This window comes from Rhodopseudomonas telluris (assembly GCF_042432815.1).
In the GTDB taxonomy this organism is placed as follows: domain Bacteria; phylum Pseudomonadota; class Alphaproteobacteria; order Rhizobiales; family Xanthobacteraceae; genus Rhodopseudomonas; species Rhodopseudomonas telluris.
The window spans coordinates 1-2,817 of the sequence record NZ_JBHLWM010000002.1 but is presented as its reverse complement, the minus strand read 5'-3'; the positions used below and the strand labels follow the sequence as shown (position 1 = coordinate 2,817).

The following is a 2,817-nucleotide window of genomic DNA, read 5'->3' as shown; positions in this document are numbered from 1 at the left end:
AGCCCGGCCGGCGTCAGTGCGCCGAACACGATCGGAATGCTGCCGGTCCGCGCGAAGTAACCACTCAGCGCGTTGGCGACCTGGGTCTGGTTGACGTTCAGTCCGCTGTTGATGACCGGCGGCGGACCCGGCGGGGTCGGAGGCCCCGGCGGGGTTGGCGGCCCCGGCGGATTGGGCGGCGTCGGCGTGTAGTCGAGCACCAGATTGAGGTAGGCGTTGTTGGCATCATAGCCGAGGCTCGACTTGAAGCCCGACGGCAGGTTGGTGTTGACCAGCGCGCCGAACGTGCCGACCACGCCGCCGCTCGCATTGACGATGGTGTATTGCCGGTCGACATAGCCGCCGTTGGCGAATGACGCATTCACCGTCGCGCCGCCGAGCGTGGCGGTGCCGCTAACGTTGACGCGATCGGCGCTGGTCGGCGACACCTCGACCATGTAGCTCGACGCGGCGGTGAACGTCAGATTGCCGCTGACATTGAGCGTGCCGATCGAATTGCCGGGCGCCAGCGCGCCGCCATTGATCAGCGTGGTGCCGACCGTGCCGTTGCCGCCGAGCGCCGCGCCGGCGTTCACGGTGGTCAGCGACGACGATGCGATCGAGCCATTGACACTGAGGGTGCCGGCTTCGACCGTGGTGCTGCCGTTGAAGGTGCTGACGCCCGTCAGCGACAGATTGCCTGCACCTCGCTTGATGAGCTGCCCGCCTCCCGAGATCACGCCTCCGTAGCTCGACGCATCGCTGCGGTTGAACACGACGGTCTGCAAATTGTAGTTCTCGATATTGCCGACGAGCGAACCCGACGTCCCGCCATTGCCGATCTGCAATGTCGAATTCAAGTTAACGGTCGAGCCGGTGTAGGTGTTGTCGCCGGTCAGCGTCAGGCCGCCGGACGTTGCATTGGCGACTTGGCCGGTACCGGAGATCGCGCCGGCAAACGCCGTCGCGTTGTTGCGGAAGAACGTCAGGCTACCGTCGTTGACCACGTTGCCGACGATCGAGCCCGTGCCGCCGCCGCCACCGATCTGCAGCGTGCTGAGTGCTGTAACGATCGTGCCACCCGTATAGGTGTTCGCGCCGGTCACCGCGACGCTGCTGCCGCCCTGGATGGTGACACTGCCTGTGCCTGAAACGACGCCGGCAACGAACTGCGTGGTTGCATCGAACGCGAGCGCCCCATTGTTGACGACATCACCGGCCATCGCGCCCCCGGTGATCTGCAGCGTGCCGCCCGAGATCGTGGTCCCGCCCGTGTAGGTGTTGATCCCCGATAGCTTCAACGTACCGGCGCCCTGCTTGACCAGCGCCCCCGATCCAGAGATCACACCGGCGAAAGTCGTCGTGTCGGAGCGGTCGAACACCAGCGTGGCGTTGTTGGTCACGTCGCCGACGATGGAGCCGGCCGTGCCGCCATTGCCGACCTGCAGGGTGCCGGCCGAAACCGTCGTGCCGCCGGTGTAAGTGTTGTCCGCGGTCAGCGTCAGCGTGCCGGCGCCCTGCTTCACCAGATTGCCGCTGCCGGAAACCACGCCGCCGAACCCGATCGAGTCGGACCTGTTGAAGGCTAGCGTCCCATTATTCGACACACTCGCGACGATCGAGCCGGCCGTGCCACCATCGCCGATCTGCAGCGTGCCGGACATAATGCTGGTACCACCGGTGTAGGTGTTGGTGCCGGTCAAAGCTAGCGTGCCCGGCCCCTCCTGTCTCAGCCCGCCAGTGCCCGAAACCACGCCATCGAAACTAATCGCATCTGCGCGATTGAAGGCGACCGTCGCGTTATTGACGATGTCGCCGACGATCGAGCCGGTCGTGCCGCCATTGCCGATCCGCAACGTGCCGCCCGAGATCGTTGTGCCACCCGTATAGGTGTTGTCACCAATCAAAGTCCAAGTACCACCACCGCTCTTGACGAGCGCGATCTTCGCGGAACCGTCCTGGATCGTGCCGTCGTAGTTCTGCGTGACGCCCTCCGATCCGACCGTCAAGGTCTGCACCGTCGCGCTGCCGTTCGCCGAGCCGATGACCTGACCAGTGCCGACAAGCCCGCCCATCTCGACGCCGCCGGTGGAGGTCCTGAGCACGATCGATCCGTTGTTGAAGACCGTGACTGTCGGCCCCGTCGATGCCCGGCTGAAAAACAGATTACCGCTGCTCTGCACCGTATAGGTGGCATTGCCGGCGCCCCCGACGCCGCCGACGCCGACGAAATCGATCTGCGCACCGGAACCGATGACGAAATTCTGCTGCCTACCGGAGTTGTTGACGACGCCGGCGTCGCCGATGTTCAGTTGACCACCGCTGCCGAGCTGGATGGTGCGCGTCGGCGCACCGGCTTCGAACGTGAAGCCATCGGGACTTCTCGTCGCGAACAACGTCACCGTGTTTGGCGCGCCGTTATTGGTGAACACCGCCGTGGCGAAGGTGTCCGGCACGGCGGCCGGCCCGCTCCAGTTCGACGCCGTGTTATAATCCGAATTGGTGCTGCCAACCCAGACCTGCTGGGCGGCAGCAGGCAACGTGACCGTAACAAGCCCCGTCGACCCGAGCAGTGCTGCCAGCAGTAACTTTCGATCCGCGACCGCTCTGGGCATCAGCGCGAGCCCCCGCGGGGCGCGACGCCGGGCGGCGTTCGACGCCAGCATGTCGACGTTCTTCTGCTTGTTCAGCACGCGAGATCCCTCGTTCTCATCGCTGCACGGAGCCCCCAGTCGCAGCGCGCCTCAGGCTGTGGAACGCCTCAGGCAAGCATTCACCACGCGTAGCGCAGCACGCCCTTGCCGGCGTAGCTGCGGGTGACGTCGGAGAACTCGCCTT

The 2,817-nt window shown here is 65.2% G+C and carries 1 protein-coding gene; it reads right to left on the bottom strand.

Translation table 11 applies throughout. The annotated features are described in order from the left end of the window. A partial coding sequence (locus ACFFJ6_RS06825) for an autotransporter-associated beta strand repeat-containing protein (protein ID WP_446694724.1) occupies nt 1–2,594 on the bottom strand: 2,594 nt, incomplete at its 3' end. Nucleotides 2,595–2,817 lie beyond the last annotated feature (223 nt).